22 protein-coding genes are annotated in these 20,659 nt (G+C 64.1%); 7 read left to right on the plus strand and 15 right to left on the minus strand.

Annotated features, from left to right (window positions below):
- Positions 1-64 precede the first annotated feature (64 nt).
- Genes SynTAK9802_RS04065 through SynTAK9802_RS04075 form a run of 3 tightly spaced genes read right to left on the minus strand, consistent with a single transcriptional unit; the run spans position 65 to position 5,629 of the window.
- Complete coding sequence (locus tag SynTAK9802_RS04065; RefSeq protein ID WP_186497409.1) at positions 65-406, minus strand: phosphomannose isomerase type II C-terminal cupin domain; 342 nt, start codon at positions 404-406, stop codon at positions 65-67.
- A gap of 13 nt (positions 407-419) precedes the next feature.
- Positions 420-2,000 carry an ATP-dependent RecD-like DNA helicase gene (locus SynTAK9802_RS04070; RefSeq protein WP_186497411.1) on the minus strand — a complete coding sequence of 527 codons (1,581 nt, stop codon included), beginning with the start codon at positions 1,998-2,000 and terminating at the stop codon, positions 420-422.
- Positions 1,997-5,629 (minus strand): UvrD-helicase domain-containing protein, encoded by a 3,633-nt coding sequence (locus SynTAK9802_RS04075; protein WP_186497413.1) that lies wholly within the window; start codon positions 5,627-5,629, stop codon positions 1,997-1,999. Before SynTAK9802_RS04075 ends, SynTAK9802_RS04070 begins: the two co-directional genes overlap by 4 nt.
- Before the next feature lie 245 nt (positions 5,630-5,874).
- Here SynTAK9802_RS04075 and SynTAK9802_RS12530 point away from each other — a divergent pair, with 245 nt between their 5' ends.
- On the plus strand, positions 5,875-6,045 hold the full coding sequence (locus SynTAK9802_RS12530; protein WP_006851171.1) for a hypothetical protein: 171 nt from the start codon (positions 5,875-5,877) through the stop codon (positions 6,043-6,045).
- Here SynTAK9802_RS12530 and SynTAK9802_RS04085 read toward each other — a convergent pair.
- The 5 genes from SynTAK9802_RS04085 to SynTAK9802_RS04105 all read right to left on the minus strand — a co-directional run bounded on the left by SynTAK9802_RS04085 (position 6,042) and on the right by SynTAK9802_RS04105 (position 11,385).
- A complete protein-coding gene (locus SynTAK9802_RS04085; protein WP_186497417.1) occupies positions 6,042-9,302 on the minus strand; it encodes an exodeoxyribonuclease V subunit gamma in 3,261 nt (1,086 codons plus the stop codon). The two genes, SynTAK9802_RS12530 and SynTAK9802_RS04085, sit on opposite strands and share 4 nt — an antisense overlap.
- Complete coding sequence (locus SynTAK9802_RS04090; RefSeq protein ID WP_186497999.1) at positions 9,296-9,916, minus strand: metallophosphoesterase; 621 nt, start codon at positions 9,914-9,916, stop codon at positions 9,296-9,298. The genes SynTAK9802_RS04085 and SynTAK9802_RS04090 overlap by 7 nt, the downstream gene beginning before the upstream one ends.
- Before the next feature lie 67 nt (positions 9,917-9,983).
- Positions 9,984-10,319: a hypothetical protein gene (locus tag SynTAK9802_RS04095; protein WP_114987829.1), complete on the minus strand. Its 336-nt coding sequence runs from the start codon at positions 10,317-10,319 to the stop codon at positions 9,984-9,986.
- Positions 10,319-10,639 (minus strand): MgPME-cyclase complex family protein, encoded by a 321-nt coding sequence (locus SynTAK9802_RS04100; protein WP_114987831.1) that lies wholly within the window; start codon positions 10,637-10,639, stop codon positions 10,319-10,321. Before SynTAK9802_RS04100 ends, SynTAK9802_RS04095 begins: the two co-directional genes overlap by 1 nt.
- Complete coding sequence (locus tag SynTAK9802_RS04105) at positions 10,636-11,385, minus strand: pyridoxine 5'-phosphate synthase (protein WP_186497419.1); 750 nt, start codon at positions 11,383-11,385, stop codon at positions 10,636-10,638. Before SynTAK9802_RS04105 ends, SynTAK9802_RS04100 begins: the two co-directional genes overlap by 4 nt.
- Positions 11,386-11,411: 26 nt before the next feature.
- Between SynTAK9802_RS04105 and SynTAK9802_RS04110 the strand changes: the two genes are divergently transcribed.
- The 4 genes from SynTAK9802_RS04110 to grxD are packed head-to-tail and all read left to right on the plus strand — an operon-like array spanning position 11,412 to position 13,363.
- A complete protein-coding gene (locus SynTAK9802_RS04110) occupies positions 11,412-12,167 on the plus strand; it encodes a 1-acyl-sn-glycerol-3-phosphate acyltransferase (protein ID WP_186497420.1) in 756 nt (251 codons plus the stop codon).
- A 28-nt stretch (positions 12,168-12,195) separates the two neighbouring features.
- Positions 12,196-12,723: a hypothetical protein gene (locus tag SynTAK9802_RS04115; RefSeq protein ID WP_186497421.1), complete on the plus strand. Its 528-nt coding sequence runs from the start codon at positions 12,196-12,198 to the stop codon at positions 12,721-12,723.
- Between the two features lie 48 nt (positions 12,724-12,771).
- Complete coding sequence (locus SynTAK9802_RS04120; RefSeq protein WP_114987834.1) at positions 12,772-13,020, plus strand: BolA family protein; 249 nt, start codon at positions 12,772-12,774, stop codon at positions 13,018-13,020.
- 19 nt (positions 13,021-13,039) lie between these two features.
- A complete protein-coding gene (gene grxD / locus SynTAK9802_RS04125; protein ID WP_006851683.1) occupies positions 13,040-13,363 on the plus strand; it encodes a Grx4 family monothiol glutaredoxin in 324 nt (107 codons plus the stop codon).
- A gap of 1 nt (position 13,364) precedes the next feature.
- Here the strand turns inward: grxD and SynTAK9802_RS04130 are convergent, their stop codons facing one another.
- A complete protein-coding gene (locus SynTAK9802_RS04130) occupies positions 13,365-13,637 on the minus strand; it encodes a DUF6761 family protein (protein WP_115082587.1) in 273 nt (90 codons plus the stop codon).
- A 74-nt stretch (positions 13,638-13,711) separates the two neighbouring features.
- Between SynTAK9802_RS04130 and SynTAK9802_RS04135 the strand changes: the two genes are divergently transcribed.
- On the plus strand, positions 13,712-14,479 hold the full coding sequence (locus SynTAK9802_RS04135) for a response regulator transcription factor (protein WP_114987836.1): 768 nt from the start codon (positions 13,712-13,714) through the stop codon (positions 14,477-14,479).
- 100 nt (positions 14,480-14,579) lie between these two features.
- Here SynTAK9802_RS04135 and SynTAK9802_RS04140 read toward each other — a convergent pair whose 3' ends face one another.
- The gene (locus SynTAK9802_RS04140; protein ID WP_170950645.1) at positions 14,580-14,735 is read right to left on the minus strand and encodes a hypothetical protein; all 156 of its coding nucleotides are present in this window, start codon (positions 14,733-14,735) and stop codon (positions 14,580-14,582) included.
- Positions 14,736-15,517: 782 nt separating this feature from the next.
- Here SynTAK9802_RS04140 and SynTAK9802_RS04145 point away from each other — a divergent pair.
- Positions 15,518-15,787 (plus strand): hypothetical protein, encoded by a 270-nt coding sequence (locus SynTAK9802_RS04145; RefSeq protein ID WP_186497422.1) that lies wholly within the window; start codon positions 15,518-15,520, stop codon positions 15,785-15,787.
- Between the two features lie 78 nt (positions 15,788-15,865).
- Here SynTAK9802_RS04145 and SynTAK9802_RS04150 read toward each other — a convergent pair whose 3' ends face one another.
- The 5 genes from SynTAK9802_RS04150 to trmFO are packed head-to-tail and all read right to left on the minus strand — an operon-like array spanning position 15,866 to position 20,650.
- Positions 15,866-16,420: a hypothetical protein gene (locus SynTAK9802_RS04150; RefSeq protein ID WP_186497423.1), complete on the minus strand. Its 555-nt coding sequence runs from the start codon at positions 16,418-16,420 to the stop codon at positions 15,866-15,868.
- A complete protein-coding gene (locus SynTAK9802_RS04155; RefSeq protein WP_186497424.1) occupies positions 16,417-16,701 on the minus strand; it encodes a hypothetical protein in 285 nt (94 codons plus the stop codon). The genes SynTAK9802_RS04150 and SynTAK9802_RS04155 overlap by 4 nt, the downstream gene beginning before the upstream one ends.
- Positions 16,702-16,736: 35 nt before the next feature.
- A complete protein-coding gene (gene crtH / locus SynTAK9802_RS04160; RefSeq protein WP_186497425.1) occupies positions 16,737-18,293 on the minus strand; it encodes a carotenoid isomerase in 1,557 nt (518 codons plus the stop codon).
- A gap of 24 nt (positions 18,294-18,317) precedes the next feature.
- On the minus strand, positions 18,318-19,283 hold the full coding sequence (locus SynTAK9802_RS04165; protein WP_186497426.1) for a cation transporter: 966 nt from the start codon (positions 19,281-19,283) through the stop codon (positions 18,318-18,320).
- Entirely contained in the window at positions 19,280-20,650 is a 1,371-nt protein-coding gene (trmFO, locus tag SynTAK9802_RS04170; protein WP_186497428.1) for an FADH(2)-oxidizing methylenetetrahydrofolate--tRNA-(uracil(54)-C(5))-methyltransferase TrmFO, read from the minus strand. The genes SynTAK9802_RS04165 and trmFO overlap by 4 nt, the downstream gene beginning before the upstream one ends.
- Between the last annotated feature and the right edge of the window lie 9 nt (positions 20,651-20,659).

A 20,659-nucleotide genomic window follows, 5' to 3' on the forward strand; every position in this document is an offset into this window, starting at 1 on the left:
ACAACCTCCCTGCAACGTAAGAGTTGCGCTCTGGTTGTGTTGCCTACGCTTCAAAGGTTGGCCATCAAGTTATCACCCGGCCGTAATCATCCTGCAGCCGTTCGATGTCGTCTTCCCGCAGATCATCACCGTGCTGAACTTCCAGAATCAGCAGATCTGAACCGTCTGCACTGGCGCGATGCACAGCGCCGCAGGGGATCGAGAGCATGACGCCCGCACTGGCGGGATGCCAGATGTCTCCGCAGAGCAGAGCCCCCGAGCCAGACACCACGGTCCAACTTTCGCTGCGATGACGATGCCGCTGCAGCGATAACTGCTGCCCGGCACGAACCAGCAGCCGTTTGACCAAATAGTTGTCCCCCTGGGTCAGCGTTTCGTACCAGCCCCAGGGACGCTCAACCCGCATCAGTCCACCCGCATCAGATCAGCGTCACCAGGTCAAGGCTGGCACGGGCACGGGTGATGGCTGTGTACAGCAATCGGCGTTGATGTTCTGCAGCCAGGCCATCCTCCAGGGGATCTGGCCAGAGCACGATCACCCGGTCGGCCTCACTGCCCTGGGCCCGATGGATGGTGAGCGCAACCGCCGGCTCCAAACGCCGCAAACGGGCTGGATGCAAACGGCGCACCTGCAGCTGGCCGTCCGGATCCACCACCTGGAACAACAGGCGTCGTTCAGAGCCTGCCCCGATCACCACACCGAGGTCGCCGTTGGCCAAGCCCAGTTCCGGTTGATTGCTGCCGCAGATCACCGGCAAGCCGATCGGCCAACGCTCGACCTTCCCGGCGGCATTGGCCCCCAGCAACGTGCGGTGCACATCATCAAGACTCCACGGCCCCCGGCGACGTGGACAGAGCAACAGGTCCTGCTCGAGCAGCGCAAACAAAGGCCGGGATGCCGCCATCAGCTCCTGCTCGGTGCAGCGATCGAGATCAACCGTTAATGCCTGCAACTGCTGGAGGCGCTGAATCCAGCGCTGGCGTACCAAGGCAGGGAAACGACGCAGGGGCCAGGGATGCACCTGAAGATTGGCCTGCTCAGGCAGGGCGGCCAGATCCGCTGCAAAGGCCTCCAGATTCCCCTGGCGCAGCTGTTGCGCCACCTGCGCCAAGGCACCGCGGTTGCGGTAGGTGCGCTCCAGATGCACGGCGCCGGCTCCGAAACGACCGCGCACGTCCGACTGCTGCAGCCGATGCCAGACCGCTCCACTCCCCACCGGCGGCAACTGAGCTGGATCCCCCACCAACAGCAGCCGGCAACCACTGGGCAACGCCTCCAACAGAGCCTGGGTCAAGGCCAGATCCAGCATGGACATCTCGTCGATCACCAGCAGATCCAGCTCAAGGGGACGCTGGCGGTGCCTGCTGAAGCCACGGCTTCCGGCCTCCAACCAGCGGTGGAGGGTGCTGCAGGGCAACGGAGCCCGCTGCGCCATCACCGCCTCCCCCAGGCGCCGGGCCGCCTTGCCGGTGGGGGCCGCCAGACCGATGCGCAGGCCGGGATGGCGGGCTTCCGCCCGGGCCAGAATCTCCACCACCGTGCTGGTTTTGCCCGTGCCCGGACCACCGCTGAGCAGCACAACCGAGGCCTGATCCAGGGCGCGCACGGCGGCGCACTGTTCAGCGTTGAGACGATCCGACAGCTCGGGATCAGCAGCCTCGACGGGTTTAGGAAGCGGAGCATGGGCCCGCTCCACCAGTTCGGCCACCACCTGCTCCATGGCCTGCAACCAGCGGCGCCAGCCCAGCCGATCACCCTGGAGCAGCAGGGGGGAGGCATCCCCCTCCAGCCAGCCGCTGGCTTGGGCAGCGGCCAGCCGCTCCGGCGTCAGCGCCACCGTCAACTCCCCCTGCTCCAAGGCCAGCACCAGATCGCGGCTGAGCACCTCCAGGGCGGGGCCATCAGCCCGGGGCGGGATCCGTCGCCGCAGTGCAGCATGGAGTCCGGCCGTGAAGCTGGAGGGCCAGGTGCTGGTTCCCTGGGGCAGCTGCTCCGTCACGCCGGCACCTCCCCCAGGACTCGATCCAGGGCCGCAATGCGATTGAGCGGCACGGGTTCAACGATGCGCCCCGGCCCAACAGCATCTTCTGGAGAGGCAGTCACCGCTCCGGGCATCCCCCGCAGGAAGCAGTAGACGTAGCCCCCCAGATGCTGCTCGGGGTCGTAATCCGGCAGCCGCCAACGAAGATGGCGATGCAGAGCCACCAGGTAGAGGTGGGCCTGCAGGGGGTAGTGGTGGTGCAACATCTGCTCCTCCATCGCCTTCTGGGAGTAGTGATGCGGACCGCACAGCCCCGGCTCAGCACCGGTGCGCCGTTCACCGATCCAGTTGCTCTTCCAGTCGAGAACCCACCAGCGTTGGTGCTGGGGGTCCTGGAACACCAGATCGATGGAACCGGTGAGAAAACCGCGGCTGTTGATTGAGAGCGATGCCAGCGCCGGGCTGTAGGTGCGGCCAAAACGGGCTTCGGCATCACAACCGAAGGCGGCCACCAGATCGGCCGTGCGCACGTGCTGCACCGGCAGATCAAAACTGAGTTCCGGCAGGCGCTGGTGCGGCCCCAGCCGATCCAGCGATAACGCACCCAGCGGTCCCCCCAGGGGCGTCTGCAACACCTGCTCCAACCCCGTCAACACATCGTTCTGAAGATCGGGATCAAGCCCGGCCCGGCGCAACTCGGCGGCGATCAGCTCAAGCCGTTGGCGGGGTTCAGAGGCCTCCGCCGCAGAGAAGGGGAACTGTTCGAGGATCCGGTGCAGACAGTCCCCGGCCCCGGCCCCGCGCGGGAAGGCCGCCAGCGGCCCCGTCTCGGACCATGCCGGTTCTGCCCTCGCCGCCATCAGTTCCAACGCCGATTCCAACGTCGATTCCTCGGCGCCTGGATCGCGATCACGACCCTGTTCATGCAGCTGAACGTCGTCGGATGAGGCAATCCAGGCCGAATAACTGGCCCGGCCCCAACTCCGGTCGATCCGCTTGGGGATGGAACCAAGGGCCAAAGGCTCGGCCCGCAGCGGAGACCGCCAACGCTTGCCGCTGGGCTGGCTCTGGGCCAGGCCATCGATGCTGATCGGAACCTGTCGCTCCGCCAGGGCTTGGCTCAGCCGCTCATCGGTGAGGCTGTCAATCGCATCCCCAGCGGCCTCAGCTCCGAACAACCAGGCGGGAAAGGGGGAATCCTCCTGGCCGTTGGCCCTGGCCCAGATCAGAACCAACTGGGATTGGGCTCGGGTCACCGCCACATAGGCCAGCCGCTCGGCCTCGGCCGCGGCCTCCCGCTGCGCCTGTTGCGCCGCCTGCCAGCCCTCCCCCCAATGGACATCCACCCGCACCAGGCACTCTCCGGAGCGGGGGTCACGCCAAAGCGGACCGGACACAGCTGGGGGGGACTGCCAGAGGTAGGGGCAGATCACCACCGGATATTCCAGACCCTTGCTGCGGTGAACCGTGACCACAGCGATGGCGCTATCGGCCTGATCGCTGTGGGGCTGGCGAGCCTCAGGCACCGGCTGGCTGGGGTGCAACCGCTCCCTCCGCAACCAATCCGCCGCGGTGGCCACATCAAGCCCCTGGCGGTGCATCGCCTCCTGCACCAGCCGCGCCGCCTGCTGCAGATCCCCCAGCATCCGGCCCCGTTCCGACAGCCCCGCCATCTGTTCACCCTTGAGCAGATCAGCCAGCGCCCCGAGCAGGCCCAGCCGCGGCATCGCCTCAGCCAAACCGCGCAACTGCAGCGCCAGCTGATCCAACAGAGCCGGCTCCAGGGCATCGGGCGCGATGGTCATCAGTCCCGAGCAGGCCAGCAGACGCAAGCGAGCGTCATCGCCCGGTTCCGCCAGGGCATCGAGGAACCACTGCAACAGCAGGGCTGCTTCACTGTCGAGCACATCCCCCTGAGTCACCAGGCGGGTGGGGAGTCCGCAGACCCCAAGGGCGCGGCGCAGTTCTTCGGCCTGTTGATGACGACTCACCAGCACGCAGAGATCTGCAGGGGTGAGGTCGTCCCGTTGCTGCAGTTGCTCCAGCACCATCGCGGCGAGCCGCTGGGGCAGCTCTGCTTCCAGGGCACTGCGGCTGGAGGGCGCCTCGGTGGAGAGCAGCAGCAGTTGCAACGCCGGGGCATCCTGCGGTGGGGTGGCGGAGCTGCGGGGCTGCACCGCGGGCACAGGCAGTTCAGATCGGGGGAGCCCCGGAGCCATCAAACGGTTCAACCCCTCCATCAGCGGTGCCGTTGTGCGGAAGTTGTCGAGCAGGTGATCGATCCGCTCCACCTGATCCCGCGCTGCCATGTAGGTGGCCAGATCACCACCCCGGAAGCGGTAGATCGCCTGCTTGGGATCCCCCACCATCAGCAGCAGATGGCGTTCACCACCACCGAAGGCGCGCTGCAGCAGACGCCACTGCACGGGGTCGGTGTCCTGAAACTCATCCACCATCACCGCCCGGTAGCGCTGTTGCAGCGGGGCAAGCCAGGCAACGTCGCCATCGCCCGGGTCCATGGCGGCCAACAAACCGCCAAAGGTGATCACCCCGCGGCGGCGACGGCGGCGGTCCAGCTCCTGCAAGCCCCGTTCCAGCAGGTACTGCCAGGTGCGCTCAATCGGTGCATCCCAGAGCGCCGCAACAGCGGCCTGCAAGGCCGGCGTCACCAGGCTGGGATCGGTCTCACCACACTTGCGCGCGACCTTGCACCAACTGCCGGGATGGAAGTACTCCTTCAACGGCTTCTCATGGGCGGCAATCTCCAGCAGTGACGGCACTGCGGTCTGCCCATGCAGCCACTGGTTGATCTGCGCGCAGCGATCGCTCTTGGGCTTGGCCGAATAAGGGGTGGTGGTTCCACAGCCCTGGGCTTTCCACTGCTCGGCCGCCTGACGGAACCCGGCATCCAGGGCGGCATGGTCCCGCTGCCAGAGCGGCACGAACTCGTCCCAGAGCTGCGCCAACCAGTGCTCCAGCTGTGGGGCGAGGGGCTGGTCGAGATCGATCGCCCCATCAACGGCCCTGAACCGCGGCTGCTGTTCGCCATCGAGTTGCGCCAACCCCCTGCGCAGGGTCTGGGGCGAGAGGCCGCGTTGACGCAACGCCTTGAACTGATCCGGCGGCAGGCTGAGCAGTTCCTGTTGCCACAGGTCCTGGACCACCTCGGCCTGGAGCGCGGTGGCGTCGGTGTCCAGCTGAGGCTCCATCGCCGCCGCGTTGCTGAGGGCCAGACGGCGCAGACTGCGGCGGCAGAAGCCGTGGATGGTGGTGATGTCGGCCCGGTCCAGCTGTTCGAGGGCCACCAGCAAGCGCCGAATCCACCGCTGACGCGCCTCCCCTGGTTCGGAACCCGACAGCCACTCCACCAGGACGGGGTCTGGAGCGGAAGCCTCCATCCCCTGCTCCAGCTGCTCAAGGCCCTGCAACGCCAGCTGCAGCCGCTGGCCGATGCGGGAGCGCAGCTCTTCGGCCGCCGCATCGGTGAAGGTCACCACCAACAACGCCTCGAGGGCGTGGTCGGCCTCCGTGATCAGCCGCAGGCAGAGATGCGCCAGAGCAAAGGTTTTACCGGTGCCAGCGCTGGCCTCAAGCAGGCGGACCCCAGGGCCGAGGGGGTAGGTGTTGGCATCGAAGCGCTGGGCCATGGATGGAGTCTGCTCAACTTCGGCCTCAAAACCAGTGTTAACTTCCATTAAGCAGCCGGCGAAAGCTGCGAACTGGACTGGGTGTTGTCACACCCCAGAACAGAAGACGACCTGAGCGAGGGCCTGAAGAACCCTCGCTTTTTTATGGGCTTGTGAACGGATGCAACCCAACCCTTGAGAGAACATGGGCTTGTGCGGGTGCGGGGCCATCAGGCCAACACGTTGGTGAAAGCCACCGGCCTGTTGTGTCCCCCGAACGTCGTCAGAAATTGGCCCAGCTGCTGGTGCGCAAAGCCGCCGCTGTTGAAAGCATCAACCAGGAACATCGGGCCTACTTCTTCCGCCGTCAGGCCGGCGAGCCCATGGTGATTTCCAACGAACGCATGCGCGAAATGCTCGACGAGCTGTTCGACTAACGCAGCTGGGCCAGAAGCGGGCCATACAGCAGCTGACACGCCTCCTGGAATCCGGCCTCATCCATCAATTGCTCCGCAGCGATCTCCGTGCCGAAGCAGAGCTGCATCACCGGGGTGGCCCCTTCGTCCTGCCAGGTCTTGCGGAAGTCCTGCGGCCCCTCCCCCGGTTTGCGCCGGTCTTTGGCCACCATCTGCCAGCCGCTCTTCGGGGGGACCGGCCAGCACCGCTCCAGCCCCTGTTGCGCCAGCCGCGCCAGCTGCTGCAGCTGGTGCTTGGCTTCAGCCGTCGGCAACGCCGACCAGCGCAAGTGCACCTCGGCGCCGGCAACCCGGGTGCTGCGGGCCACCACCGCTGAGCCGGCAGCAGGCGCCAATCCCTCAGCGCACAGCAACAGATGCTGCAACCAGCCGCGCATCACCGCCGCGGCCGTGAGCATGCCGGGCTGCACCACCACCTGGGTGTCGCCGGCGTAGAGCAGGGGCATCGGCAGACCGGCGAGCACAGGCACCTCCCGGCGGCAGGGACCAAGCGATGCCAGCTGCCGTTGCAGGGCCTGCCAACGCTGCTGCAGTTCCTCTTGCTCAAGGGCCGCACCAGCCCCCGCCGGCAGCACACCCTGGCCCGCCAGCGACGTCGTCCAATCCGGAGCCGATCCAAGAATGAACTGCTCCTCAAGCTCATGGTTGAGCAGCAAATAGCGCTGCAGACCCTCCAACTCGAGCGCCTCAAGATCCTCCACCGCCTCAATGCCTTCTCCAGGCCGCAACCCCCGTGCCTGCAACCAGGCCTTCTGGGGCTGCTGCATCCAGGCCAGCAAGGCTTCAGGGTCCAGGGCCAGGTCGTCTCGGTCACGTCCCTCGGCCTCTACCTCGTCATCGAAATCGACATCGTTCAGGTCTTGCTGCCAGAGCGATGCCCAGGCCAGCCCCTGGACCTGATCCGACACCGGAGCACGATCAAGGCAGCGCCGGGCCTCCAGCTGGCGGCGATCACAGCTGAGCGGCGCCTCGGGCCGGAAGTTCTCACGGGAGAGGGGGTTCGCCGCCGGCGTGATCAACAACCCCTCCGTGGAGGCACCGGCCCGTTGCAACTGCTCCTGCAGCACCGCAAGCCACTGCTCCACCGGCGCAGCAGGCGGCTGGGGCTCACCGGTGCGCTCCAGCCGCCCGCACCAGCTGATCAGCAGATGACGGCGTGCCGACATCAAGGCCTCCAGCAGCACGTAGCGGTCCTGGTCGCTGCTGCGGGGATCCCCCAGGCGCCGTTGCTGCTCGAGCAGGTGAAAACCAGGGCGGCGACTCGGGCGCGGAAAGTCGGCGCTGTCGAGGCCCATCAAGACAACCACCTTGTGGGGAATCGCCCGCATCGGCTCAAGGGCACTGATGGTGAGGGCGCCACTGCGGTGACCGAAGCGACCGCTGTCCACTGACAAGGCCTCCTGCAACACCTCCAAGGCCACGGCTGCATCGAGGTCCAGAGGGCAGTCATGGGCCCGCAATCGCCACTCCTCAAGGGCCGCCGCCCAGCTCTGCGACTCATCGGCCCAGGCCCCACCCTCAGCGAACAGCTCCTGCAACAGGGTCTGCAACAGCTGCACCCAGTCATGGCAAGGCCGGGGCTGCCTAAGGCGATCGAGCATCCGCGCCAAACGGTCCAGCAGCGTCCACCAGCGCACCAGGCGATCGGGATCCAGCTCCTGCTGGAACGGTGCCGCCCCTGCTGGAGCCAGGCCCGGCTCCACCGGCAGCACCAGGCCCAGCAGCCAACGGTCGAGACACCAACGCAGGCTGTGCACCTCGTCCCCGCCACGCTCGCGGGCATCCAAGCCCCAGCGAAAACCGCTGCGTTGCAGCGTCTGGGTGATCAACACCGCCTCCTCCGGCGTGAGTCCCTGCTGGCCCTGCAGGGCAGGATTGGCCAGCAGACGTTCCAGCCCCGTGGCAGTGAGGCGTGTGGCCGCCAGCTCCAGCAACGTGAACATCGCCATCGACAACCCCGGACTGCTCTGCTGACTGCGGTCGGTGAGGCGCCAGGGCAAATCGACACCGATGGCCGCCGTGTCGTTGAACACGGAGCTGAGCAGCGGTGCATAGCGCTCAATCTGCGGCGTCATCACCAGCACATCGCGGGGCGCGAGATCGGGATCGGCCGCCAGCCACTGCAGGATGCGATCACGCACCAGTTGCACCTCCCGCCAAGGTCCCGGTGCCGCTTGAAACAGCAGCGACTGGTCGTCTGAGGAACGCTCAAGTGCGGGAACGCTGTCGGCATCCACCAGCTGCTGCTGAAGCTGATCGAGCAGGGTGGGCTGGCGCTCTTCCGCTGCGGCCATCTGCAGGGAACCTGCAAACAGATCCCCTTCGCGTCGCTCCCCCAGCTGCGCTTCACCGGAGCCCTCCAGCAACTGCTGAAATTCGGCACCCATCCGCCCAAGCACGGCCTCCAGGCGCGGCGCCTCCGCCAACCAGCCCCCATCGGGCGGAACCAGCCAGTCATCCCCCATCGAGGCACGCCGACTGCCGCAGCGCTGCCACAGATCCGGACACGGGGTGAGCAGGTAGATCTCCACATCCAGCAGACCGGACAAGGCCTGAATCAGATCCACCTGCACCGGTGCCAGGGCACTGATGCCAAACAGCCGCAGCCGCTCCGGCAGCAGGGCTGGATCAACGTCTCCTCGCCGGAGACGATCGACGGCCTCACGCACCTGCAGCCCAAAGGGAGCCCGGGGAAGCCGTTGGGCCAGCAGTCGCCAGAGCACGGGCTGCCAGTCGTCATCGGGCCGCGGCCGTTTCCACTGCTCCAGTTGATCGGGGCGGTAGAGGGCGTAATCGTCCATGGCATCGGCGATGGTGCGTGCCAGCTGCCAACGGTCCCGCGTCAACCCCGAGGCGGTTCCTTCACGCTGGGTAAGCCAGGTCCGTAGCGGCTGGGCGACGGGCTGCTCTAACAGCTCCGGCAGCAGCTCGAGCACAGCCCACACCAGCTGGCCCGCTCGCCAGGGATCGTCCTCCTGCGCGGGGAGATGCAGCACCTGGCGCACCAGCTGCCGCAGGCGACTACCCGGGAAGGGGAAGCGCACCAGGGAACTGATGCCGTTGGCCGTGGCCAGCTGTTCCCCCAACCATCGGCTGGTGGGCCAGGTGTTGACCATAACCTCCACCGTTTGAAGGGGGCCCGGCTGCTGCTCGATCAACTGACGGGAGAGCAAGCGAGCCAGAAATTCAGCCCTGTTGCTTCGATAAACCGTCAGCAAGGGCCAACTCCAGCAAGCACGGCATCGGTTGCAGCTCCTTCAACCTGAACGACCGCATCCGTTTGCGGGCAGTAGGCCGATAAACAACCGCCGTAGACCGCACCGGTGTCGATCAGAACAATCGCGCCAAGGCGTTCCACCTGGGGACGGGGCGTATGGCCCACAACAACCTGGCCAAAACGACCGTCATAGGCCTCCCAAAAGGGATCACGAATGGAGAGGTCCGGTTGACCCGCTGCATCGAACCCGGCATGGGTGGCGCACCAACCGTCACCGCGATAAACGAGCGGGAGCTGTTGCAGGCGCGGCAACCATTGGCGAGCGCTGCTGTCGCCCAACTGGGCATATGTGGCGTGCTGACTCAAGCCGTCCCTGGATTTCAGGGCATCAATGAGGTCTTGCTCATGGTTCCCGCGCAGCCATGTGGCACGGCCGGCCTGGACCAGATCCCAGACCAGATTCATCGTGGCGGGAATGGCCTCACCACGGTTAATCACATCCCCGCAGAAGACCAGATGGTCGTTTGGCGGCAGGGTGGCGAGGAGTTGGCATAGGGGCTGATGGCAACCATGCACATCTCCAATCACCCAGTGCCGGCGGCTGTGCAGGTACAAAGCAACAACCTGAAGATGCGTCAATTCTGATGCTCAGCCAGGCAGCGCCAAGAATCCGGCATGCAGATCAGAACAAACCGAGAAAGCGCTTGCGTTCCTTGGGTTGGCTCGGGTCTGGCTTGGGTTTTTCGGGGGTTTCCCGGCGGTAGCGGGGCTTGGCATCACCAACGGTGACCAGGGGATCGTTGTTCTTGAACCAGATCCAGTCGCGAATCGGCGGCGTCTCCGTGAGATCCCGGCGGGTCAGCCCCAACCCCAGCTTGGCCGAAGCCCCCAGCAGGATGTCCACCATCGCGTCCCCGTCGGGACAGGTGGCCAACGCCTTGTTGGTTTTCTCCGCACCATCGAGGGCCTGCACCAGGAGTGCAATGCGCTGCTGAACGGGAAGGGAACTGGGATTCATCAGACGGCACCGGCAAGGGCATCGGGAATCCCTGCGGACGGTGCTTCAAAGGTCCCCACAGCCACGTACTCCAAACGGAGTTTGAGGAAGGTGATGAAGGTGGGATCGGTGGACACCACAGCGGCAGCGGGCTGGGGAATGGTTGCCTTGAGCTCAGCCAGCTCAGGAGAGGAGAGGAAAGCCGGTTGCTTCACCAGCCAAAAATCGATGGTCTTGCCGGTTTCGGCGTAGTTGCGTTGGCGCTCCCGCAGCACTTCCTCCAACGGCTCCTCCACGGTGAGGAAGCGCTCGCTAGCTGCAACGAAGTGATAGGTGGTCATCCGGGCGCCTGTCCGAAAAGGGGATCAAGGCGGGGATTCTGAACCAAGACCTTCATATCCCGCACAGCCTGTTGCAGTCCGACGGCGACAGAGCGGGCCACGATCGTGTGGCCAATGTTGAGTTCTTCCATCCCAGGGATGGCCGCGATGGGCTCAACGTTCTGATACGTGAGGCCATGGCCGGCATTGACCCGCAGACCGAGCTGCCGGGCGATGGCCGTGCCCTCCTGCAAGCGCGCCAGCTCCTGGGGCTGGGTGCTCCAGTCCGCATCGGCATAGCGCCCCGTGTGCAATTCCACCCAGCAGGCCCCCGTGGCTTTGCAGGCCTGGAGTTGGGTGGCCTCCGGATCCACAAACAGGCTCACAGGTATCCCGGCGGCCTGAAGGGTTTGCACCATGGCCCCCAGGGAGGCCTCTTGTCCGGCCACATCCAGGCCACCCTCCGTGGTGACCTCCTCCCGCCGTTCCGGCACCAGGGTGACCATGTCGGGCTTGATCCGCAGCGCAATCGCCACCATCTCCTTGGTGGCGGCCATTTCCAGGTTGAGGCGGGAGCGCACGGTCTGGCGCAGCAACTCCACATCCCGATCCTGGATATGACGCCGGTCTTCCCTCAGATGCACGGTGATCCCATCGGCCCCACCGAGTTCGGCCAGCAGTGCCATCGACACCGGGTCTGGCTCGACGGTCCGCCGCGCTTCACGGATGTTGGCGATGTGGTCGATATTGACGCCGAGGCTGGCCATGACGGGGCAGTCGTTGGCCGGATCCTATGCAGCTTTGCCTGGGGGATTTAGGTTCTCAGGCATCGAATCCGATCAGCCCGTTGCAAGCGGCCCTGGCGACCCGAGAAAACAGCCTGCGTGTCGGCATCGACAACTTCTGGGCCCCCCTGGCGATGTTCACCACCCAGGATCTGGCGCTGCGCCTTCAATTCCGTGAGCGTCTGGTGCTCAACCCAGAGCATCTCCCCCATCAGGGCCCGGTGCTGCTGGCACCGACGCACCGCGCCCGCTGGGATGCCCTGATGCTGCCGATGGCCGCCGGCCGTCGGGTCAGTGGCCGCGACTGCCGCTTCATGGTGACCACCACCGAAATGCGGGGGCTGCAGGGCTGGTTTCTGCAACGGCTCGGCTGCTTCCCAGTGGACCAGGGACGGCCTTCGATGACCACCCTGCGCCTGGCCATCGACCTGCTGGCCGACGGACAGCAAGTGGTGATGTTCCCCGAAGGCAGGATTCACCGGCAGGACGCGGCGATTGAACTGCGGCCCGGCCTGGTGCGTTTAGCCCAACTGGCCCAGAGCCGCGACGTTTCCGTTCCTGTGGTTCCCGTTGGCTTGGGCTACAGCCAGGCCCCACCGCGGCCCTTCAGCCGGGCAGCGCTCTGTTTCGGAGCACCGCTCAGCGTGCCACCCAAGGGAGATCGCGAAGCGACGCGGCAGTTCAACAGCGAACTCGCTGCGGCGATGCATACGGCTGAACAAGCGGCCCGTGCTGCCGTTGGCCGACCGCTTCAGAGCTTCTAAAGTCCGCCCACGTTTTCTTGCTGATCTCATGGGTTGTCGCGCATTGCTGACGACTGCTGCACTGATGGCAACCCTGGGCGTCACCGCAGCTCCCGGCATCGCCCAAACCTCAGCCGAGAACCGCGTTCTGGCTCAGAGCCAGGGTGGATTCAACCCGGCGGCCGTTCGTTTGATGCTGGCTGAGGGCGATGCAGCCGCCAGCCGGGGGGACCTGGCCGAGGCTCGGGCTGATTACGACAAAGCCCGCAAAGCCTCCAAGCAGCTCCTGGCCTTCTATCGCGACCTGAGTGGTGCCTTCCGGGGGCTTGATGCTCGGATCCCCCGTGAGATGGACACCAAGGGCCGTGAAGCCTTGGAACTGCTGGCGGAAACCAACCTCCGCCTGGCAGCCCTGTTCCGCCGTCAGAACCAGCCCGAAGTGGCTGTTCCGGTGCTTATCGAGGTGGTCAAGCTGATGACGCCGGCCAAGCCTCAGGGTCAGAAGGCTTATCAGAGCCTGCTGGAACTTGGCTTCGTTGAAACCGAATTCCGGGGTGCATCGGCTGCCGGCCAATGAGCCGGTCTGTCAGCATCTGAGCCAGTCCTCTTTTGCACAACCGCCGCCATGGTGCAGCCGGATGCCGTTGAAGCCGCGATCCAACAGGTCATTCCCGACGCCAACGTCACCGTTGAAGACCTCACCGGTGGCGGTGATCACCTCCAGGTGACGGTGGTGTCGTCTGCTTTTGCTGGCCTTTCACGCATCCGTCAGCATCAAATGGTGTACGGCGCGCTGCAGCAGGAATTGGCCAGCGAAGCGATTCACGCCCTCGCCCTCAACACCTCAACACCTTCGGACGCTGCGTCCGCTTAACGCCAACTAACGCTCAACGATGGACCCCTCCACCAAAGCTCGCATCGAAACTCTGGTCGCTTCCAGCCCGATCTTCGTGTTCATGAAGGGCTCCAAGCTGATGCCCCAGTGCGGATTCTCAAACAATGTGGTGCAGATCCTGCACTCCCTCGGTGTGGCATTCGAGACATTTGACGTTCTCTCTGATCCAGAGATTCGTCAGGGAATCAAAGAATTTTCCAGCTGGCCCACCATCCCCCAGGTGTACGTGAAAGGGGAATTCATCGGCGGTTCCGACATCCTGATCGAGATGTACAACTCCGGAGAACTTCGCGAAAAGCTGGAAATCGCTCTCGCTAGCTAACTCAATAGCCCTGGGGATGGCGCATATACAAGGTGCTCACATCCCCGTCAGGGCCAATAAAGCTGGAGGGATCCAGGATCCAGCGATCAATCAATTGCTCAAGACGATGCTGAGAGCGGGGATCAAGCGATCCTGACTTCCGCAATGCATGCAAGTAGCCATCGGAGTACAGCCGCAGCTCCGAAGGTGTGTGATATCTCGTCGTCAGCTCCTGACAGGCATCGCAGAGCGATTGGAAATGGCGGATGGCTTCAGGGTCGTCGAGTGATGTCATGAGATACAACAGCAGCCCCTGCTACCAGCCTGCCAGGAATTTCGGCTTAGCGTAGGCGCGCCCGGGCCGATCCAGTGACCTCCACTCCCCACGACCTCACGGCGGAAGCATCTGCAGCCAGCTCTGATCCGGTGGTGATGCCAAGTGCAAGCACCGGTCAGGAACCTTCGAGAGTGTTGGTGGTCGAGCCGCACCCCACCCTGCGCACGGTGCTGGTGCAGCGGCTGCGTCAGGACGGTCATCTCACCGCAGCAGTGGCCAACGCCGCTGAAGCTTTGGAGGTTTGTCAGGAACAGTCTCCCGATCTCTTGGTGAGTGCAGAACTGCTGGAGCGCAGCTCCGCCCTGCGCTTGGCGGAGCAGCTGCGTTGCCCTGTGATTGTGCTGACCGCACGGGCCGGAGCCGAGCCGGTGGTGGGCCTGCTGGATGACGGTGCAGACGATGTGCTGCGCAAACCCTTTGGCCTCGAGGAACTGGCCGCCCGCTGCCGCACCCTGCTCAAGCGGGGGCACAGCGGCCTGCAAGAGCGGGTCACCGTTGGGCCTCTGGAGGTACATCTGCTCCTCCGCCAGGTGACGCTGCGGGAGCAGCCGGTGGAGCTCAGCCCCCGCGAATTTGCCCTGCTTTGTGCACTCTTGATGCCGCCTGGGCTGGTGCGCAGCCGGCAGGAACTGCTGCGAATGGCTTGGCCTCCCTTCAGCGGTGGCCCCCGTTCGGTGGACACTCAGGTGTTGACCCTGCGCCGCAAGCTGGAGCAGGCCGGTCTGGGCGAGGGCGGTGGAATCACCACCGTGCGTCAGCGGGGCTACCGCTTCAGCCTCGACAATCTGCCTGCCAGCTGAATCAAGTGAATTCATTCCAGTCAGCGACTGGAATTCTGGGGTCGGGGCCAATCAACGCCAACCCGAAGCACCCTTTGTGCTTATGCCCCTTGAAGAGACCTTAATTCGTCTTGTGATGACGCAGGGCCTGCTTCAGCTGAGCCTCTTTGGTCGGGACCAGATGGTGCGAGGTCACCCAACCCAATTCACAGAGGTGATTCGCGCAGACCTTGAGCTGAACCGTGCCGCAGGGGAGGTTGGTGAGTTCGGTTGTCATCCGATCGGAACAACTGCATCGATTTCAACGTCTGTGCGACCCATGGCAACACCAGACATCTGGACAAAATCAAGAGTTGTTTGCAGGAGCGTCTTCATTGCTTGATCGGCGCAGCCGGGTCAACATGGCGCTGTCGACACCCGGGAGCCCCCGCCGTGATCGGATTAACCAGGCTGTATTGCAACCAGGGAGAGAGATTTCTCCTCATCGACGTTGCCTCAGAAGAGGCTCCAACACGAGCCGAAGAGCTGCTCAACGAGGGCTGGGAGATCGAAGCGGCAATACCGGTCTGAAGCGAGACAGCGTTTTACGTCCGGATTGGGAGTGGCTGGTGGGATGACGTCCCTGGAATGGGGGAGCTGCGCTGGTGAACAAATCCCTCAAACGGGGGAGTTGCTCTCAGACAGGAACAGAGATGGTGTGCTCAGAGAGGAGAACAGGATGCTTCCATTGCTCACCATCGCCCACATGCAAGTGGATTGCCGATGCCTGAACGATGGCGTCGGGGAGCCTGATGCCTGCCGAGGGCATCTCTGAAACAGGCTGAGAGCCATACAAGGCCCGTCAAGGGAAAGCAGGAGGCGCGGATTGTCGCCATCCATCTCACGACCAAACCTCACACACTCCACCCCATCAGCAATGGCGGGGTTTTTATTGCATACCCAGATGAGGGATGCGATCCGTTGAAAAAATCCCTCAACTCAGGGAGTTAATTCCCTATTGGAACGGAGATGGTGTGAATACAGGGCTGAAGCCCACAGATCAAGCGAGGAGGAATGATCATGAAAACAACAACTCTCGGAATCGCAATCGGAACTGCAATCGCTGCCCTTGGTCTTGCGATCACTGCTGTTCCCGAAGCCAAGGCAGGTGGTGTTTATTGGAACAACAATGGTGGAGGCGGTGTCGGCATCAATCGTGGCACCACCTACGGTCCCCGCGGTTATTACAACTACGGACCGAACTATTACAGAGGTCGCGGTGTTGTTGCAGGTCCCAATGGTGCCTGTGCTCGCTGTTACTACGGTCGTGGTGGATGCGTCCGTTACTGATCCATCGATCGATAGCAAATCAAGCCATTTCACCCCGTCAGCACTGGCGGGGTTTTCTATTGAAAGAAACAGCTCTGATCAGCCTGGATAACCCGCCGGCAAACTGATCCAGCCCTGGGCCAGCGCCAGAGACGTGACCAGTTCGCCGGCGATCATGATCACGGCCAATCCAGCCAAGAGCTGATACGTCCAGGGCGGGGTCAGACGCCCGATGCCCTTTGTCGACACAGGGGTGTTGGCGGCCAGCAGCTCCAGGAATCGATCGAAGCGCTCAATGCGTTGAGGCAGGAGCTGGTGGCGCAGATCGGCTGCCTTCACGTAATACACCGTTCCCCCCTGACTGGTGCCAACGGGAACTAGGGCCCGAATGTCCTGCCAACGCATGGACCAGCCGCGCCGCAGCAACCAGCGGATCCAGGCGGGGTAATGCACCTGAATGCCTTCGGCATCGGTCTCCACCCGTTCACTCAACAGACCGATCACCAACACCAAGCCCAGCAGCAGCCCTGCCACCATCACCCAGCGCGACTCCGCAGGGGCCAGCAATGGCAAGGGCAGCACCAAGGCCCCATACGAGCTGAGCAGGGTGAAGCGGATCAGGGGTGATAACCCGAAGCGTTCGATGCCGGTCATCGGTCGTCTGGAGAACCGGGCAGCGGTTCAATCAGTTCAGACGGTTGGTAGGTGCCACCAAACACCTCCTGTTCATGCCCCTTCCAGAACTGACCGAGCCGCATCAGATCGGCATGGGCCTCCTGCACCTTCTCGAGGTAGAGCTGAGGATCCATCGAGTCCTTGGCTTCCTTGAGCTTCTTGAGCCGCAGCATCTGCAGATTCCAGGGCTTGGTCAGCTCGCCCCTCTGCTCGAGGTAGCGGGCCAGATCGTCCGACGACGGCTGAAACTCAGGCGGCATCCCAACTCCTACGCACAATCACGCTAGGCAGAAGATCAGGCCGGCAGCGCCCAGGGGTTCAGGCCCAGGTCGGCCCCAACTCGATGGGCACAGGCAAACCCACTGAAGGCCACAGCGTTGAGGCCCTGGCCGGGGAAACAGGAATCACCCACGCAATAGAGGTTTTTCAGGCCCGTGCGGTTGAAGGGCATTGGCAGCAGTCCCGGCAATTGCATCGCCGGAATCGGGCCGTAGCTGCCCTGAAAGCGACCCAGAAAACGCCGGTGACTGCGGGGCGTGCCGATTTCCTTGTGGGTGATGGCATCGGCGAGGCCGGGAAGGATCGCCTCCAGGCGCTGAATCAACCGTGCAGCATCCGCCTCCTTTTTCTCGCGGTATTGGCTGGGGGTCAGTCCCTGCCAGGCCTCCATCGATGAGGGAGTGAAGGTGTGAACGATGTGATGCCCGGCCGGGGCCAGATCCGGATCCAGCAGCGAGGGCATCGACACGAAGATCACCCCCTGCTCATCCTCCATCCGGTTCCAGTCTTCGAGCAGGAGGTGATGGCAGTGGGTGCCGGCCGGAATCAGGTCAGCCCGAACCCCCAGATGCAGCGACAGGAACGAAGGGGAAGGCACATAACGCTTGCGCCAGAACTGCTCCTTGCCCGGCGTGTGGGGCGCATCCACCAGGGCCTGGCCGGAGCGGCGCTGCTCATCACCCGCTCCCGAGAAGGTGTCCCAGCGGGTGGCATTGGAGATCACACGCTTGGCGCGGATGACCTCGCCATCGGCCAGCTTCACGCCAACCGCCTGATCGTTCTCAATCAACACCTCGGTGACTCGGGCCTTGTAGCGAATGGCGCCGCCGTGACGTTCCAATCCCTTCACCAGCTTTTCGGCGATCACGCCGACGCCTCCTTTGGGGTAGTTGATCCCGCCCGCATGGCGATCGGAAAACACCATGCCGGCATTGATCATCGGCGTGCGATCCGCAGGCATCACCGACCAGCAGAAGCACTCGATGTCGATGAACTTGAGCAGCTGCTCGTCCTTGATGTGTTCGCGGGCCACCGCACCGACGTTGAACGGCAGCCAGCGGGCCAGCCCCAGACAGGCCAGTGGGGCCTTGAAAAACACCTTGGTGAGGTAAGCCGGATCCTCCAGCGAGAGAAGCGGCATGGCATCGAGGCAATTGAACACCTGCCAGCAGGTGTCGTAGAAGCGGCGGATCCCCTTCGCCTCATGGGGAAACCGCGCCGTGAGATCGGCGATGAACTGCTCGTAGTCGCGATCCACGGCGATGCGCAGTCCACCGGGCATGTGGTACTCGAGCTGGGCGGGGTCGGGGATGGTGTCGCAGTGCTCCCCCACATCAGCAAGGGCCCGGGTGAGCAGGTTGGTGAAACCCTTCTTGCCGAAGCCGAAAATCATCGAGGCCCCCACATCGAAGGTGTAGCCCTCGCGTTTGAAGGCACCACCACTGCCGCCGGGGATCAGATACCGCTCCAAGACGAGGGTCTTGGCTCCCTTGGCCGCCAACTGACTGGCGGTAACCAAACCACCGATGCCGGAACCGATCACAACGGCATCCCACTGCTGGTTCTCGCTCATGGCATCGCTTCTTTGGGGGTGACGCTAAGGGGCCGTCTGCGGCCTTGGATCCTGGCGGTGAATCGGCGGCATCACCGTAAGGATCACCTCAGAGCGCACCGGACGTCCGAGTTCAGCACTACAGCGGGCATCGATGTGATGGCGCAACCCATCAATCACCCGACTTTCCTGGGGCTGCAGCGGATTGATGTAGACCACGACAAAGGCCGTGCGGCCGAGCTGCTGCACCGTGAAATCCATCATCTGCAGCTGAAGCCCCACCAGCTCCTGCATCAACACCATGCGGGTGCGCTGGAGCACATCCGGGTCAGCGGCACAGCCCGCGGCCTGGGCCATGGCATCCCGCAGCGCCGACAGCGGTTCGCGCAGCAAGGCCAGGCTCACCGCCAACACCAGCAAGGCATCGGTGATCGGCGCAAGGGCAGACAAGGGCGTTGCCAAGAGCAGCGGCGACGCCAGCAAGGCCAGACCCGTGGCCAGGGTGATCACGGCATCGATCCGGGCATTACGGGCCTCTGTGAGCAGCAGCAACGAGACACGACCCGTGCGGCGCCAATCCCGGCGGTGCCGCCAGGCCAGCAATCCACACAGTGCCGTCATCAAAGCGGTGTAGAGCGCCACCGGCTCCAGATGCAGCGGCGCAATGCTGTTCCCCCGCCACCAATCGATCAAGGTGGAGCAGGAGCTGCCGACGCCAAAGCCGATTACCCCGAGCAGCACCAGGGAGCGAAACAGCACATACAGGGCTTCCTGGCCTTCGTAGCCGTAGGGCCAGGCTCGATCCGGTGGCCGCACCACGTTGCGGCTGATACGACTGGCAATCAAGGACGACCCCACCAACACGGCGGAATTAAGGCCGTCCAACAGCAGGGCCGAGGATCCGGTGAGCACATGGGCGGAAAACCCAGCCAGGGCCATCACTGCGTTGGCTCCAACACCGAAGCGCAGGGAGCGCTGTTCGATCCGGCGAGCCTCCGCAAGGGTTGTCATGCCGTCACGGTCTGGAGTTGGAGGGCCCGCATCGGCTCCAAGTCCTGCAGGGCACGATCGCGGTAGGCGCCATAGCGTGCTCGCTTGTCGCGAATGCGTTCCGGCAGCTCCGGCAACAAACCGAAGTTTGGGGGCATCGGCTGGAACTTGGCCGTTGGTGCCTCGCTGACAAAATGGGTGAGGGCTCCACTCATGCAGGTGGCGGGCAGATCAATGGGCTTCAGGCCCAGGGCCAGCCGGGCCGCATTGGTGCCGGCCAACCAGCCACCGGCCACGGCGGCGGCATAGCCCTCGGTGCCTGTGATCTGGCCTGCCGCCAGGAGGTTGGGGCGCTGGCGGAACTGCAGGGTGGGCTGCAGCAGCTGCGGCGACTCCAGGAAGGTGTTGCGGTGCATTACCCCGAAGCGCACGAATTCCGCCTGGCCAAGCCCGGGGATCATCTGCAGAACTCGCTTCTGCTCACCCCATTTGAGATTCGTCTGGAAACCCACCAGATTCCAGAGGCGCCCGTCCTTGTCTTCCTGCCGTAACTGCACCACCGCGTAGGCGCGCTTGGCCCGGCGCACATCGCGATCATTCACATCGCCCCAACGGGGATCCCAGAGCCCGATCGGCTTCAGGGGGCCATAACGCATTGTGTCTTCACCACGACGCGCCAACTCCTCAATCGGCAGGCAGCCTTCAAAGAAGGTGGCGTCGTTTTTGTCGAAGTCTTTGAGTTCCGCCTGTTCCGCCTCCAGCAGGGCCTGGCGGAACGCCAGGTACTGCTCCTTGTCCATCGGACAGTTGATGTAGTCGGCATCCCCCTTGTCGTAGCGGCTGGCGCGGAAGGCCACCGACAGATCGATGCTGTCCCCATGCACGATCGGACTGGCCGCATCAAAGAAGTGGCAGTCGGCACGGCCGGTGAACTGGCGCAGATCCTCCGCCAACTGTTCACTCGTCAGCGGCCCCGTCGCCAAAACGGTGATCGCATCCTCCGGCGGTAGAGCCTGCTGCTCACGCCGTTCAATCGTGACCAGAGGATGCTGGTCGAGAGCTTCCGTGAGGGCAGCGCTGTAGCGACCGCGATCAACCGCCAAGGCTCCGCCGGCCGGCACCGCATGGGTGTCGGCCGTGCCGATCACCAAAGAGCCAAGCCTGCGAAGTTCCTCCTGCAGCAAGCCTGCGGCACGGTCGCTGCTCAGAGCGCCAAAGCTATTGCTGCACACCAATTCAGCGAAATCACTGCTGTGGTGTGCAGGGGAGCGTCGAATCGGACGCATCTCCACCAGAGTGACCGCAACACCTGCTCGGGCGATCTGCCAAGCCGCCTCGGTACCGGCCAGACCGGCACCAAGAACGGCGACATGGGGAGATTGAGACAACCGGCTGCA

Origin of the sequence: Synechococcus sp. TAK9802, assembly GCF_014279535.1 — a bacterium.
Taxonomy (GTDB): domain Bacteria; phylum Cyanobacteriota; class Cyanobacteriia; order PCC-6307; family Cyanobiaceae; genus Parasynechococcus.